The organism is Streptomyces sp. A01 (assembly GCF_059026195.1).
The window spans coordinates 1-1,250 of record NZ_JBWLKN010000088.1; the positions used below are offsets into that span (position 1 = coordinate 1).

Sequence of the window (1,250 nt, forward strand, 5' to 3'; positions counted from 1 at the left end):
GTGGCGAGGTCGAGGGGGTCGTCGCCGATGATGGCCCAGCGTTCCCCGGAGGATGAAGTAGCGGTGGTTGCGGTGGTTGCGGTGGTTGCGGTGGTTGCGGTGGTTGCGGTGGTGGGGGTTGTGGGTGGTTGGGGGGTCCATTGGAGGTGGTAGAGGTGTTGGTGGGGGGTGGTGGGTTGGGTGGTTGTGAGTTGTTCGGGGGTGAGGGGTCGGGTGGTGAGGCCCTCGATGGTGGCGACGGGCGTCCCGGTGGTGTCGGTCAGGGTGATGGTGACCGTGTCCGGGGCAGTTGGGGTAACGCGGACACGCACGGTATCGGCACCCGCGGTGTGCACGGACACTCCGCTCCAGCGGAAGGGGACACGACTCGGAATGGCTTCACCCTGCGGGTGGTCATCGGGGCCCTGCAGTCCGAGTGTGTGGAGGGTGGTGTCGAGGAGTGCGGGGTGGAGGAGGTAGGTGGGGGTGTGGGGGGTGTGGGGGTGGGGGAGGGTGATTTCGGCGTAGAGGTGCTGTTCGTGGTGCCAGGCGGTGTGGAGTCCTTGGAAGAGGGGTCCGTAGTCGAAGCCGGCGGCGGCCAGGCGGGGGTAGAGGCCGGTGAGGTCGATGGGCCGGGCACCGGCCGGGGGCCAGCAGTCATCCGGGGGACTGGCCGCAGCCGCAGCCGCAGCCGCAGCCGTGGGGGTGGGGGTGAGGGTGGCGGTGGCGTGGTGGGTCCAGGCCGGGGGTGCTGCGTCGGTGTCGGGTTGGGGGTGTTCTGAGGGTGTGGGGTTGGGGTGGGGGCGGGAGTGGATGGTCAGGGTGCGGTGGTTGTTGGTGTCGGGTGGGTTGAGGGTGAGTTGGAGTTGGGTGGTGGCGTCCTCGGTGAGGATCAGTGGGGTGTGGAGGGTGAGTTCTTTGATGTGGGGGCAGTGGGTGTGGGTGCCGGCGTGGAGGGCGAGTTCGACGAAGGCGGTGCCGGGGAGCAGGACGGTGTCGAAGATGGTGTGGTCGGCCAGCCAGGGGTGGGTGGTCAGGGAGAGGCGTCCGGTGAACAGGTACCGGTCCCCCTCGGCCACCGGGACGGCGGCTTGCAGCAGCGGATGCCCGGTGACCTCCAACCCCGCCGCCGCCATATCCCCCACCCCGGCCCCGGCCCCGGCCCCGGCCCCGGCCGCGGCAGTGAGCCAGTAACGCTGGCGTTGGAAGGCGTAGGTGGGCAGCTCCACCCGCCGCACGTCTTCCCCGGCCAGTACCTGCTCCCACGCCAC

The 1,250-nt window shown here is 70.2% G+C and carries 1 protein-coding gene; it reads right to left on the reverse strand.

Going from position 1 to position 1,250, the window contains the following annotated elements:
• Positions 1-1,250 (reverse strand): polyketide synthase dehydratase domain-containing protein (locus tag AC5P1B_RS35625; RefSeq protein WP_493892184.1); only part of this gene is annotated, 1,250 nt, incomplete at both ends.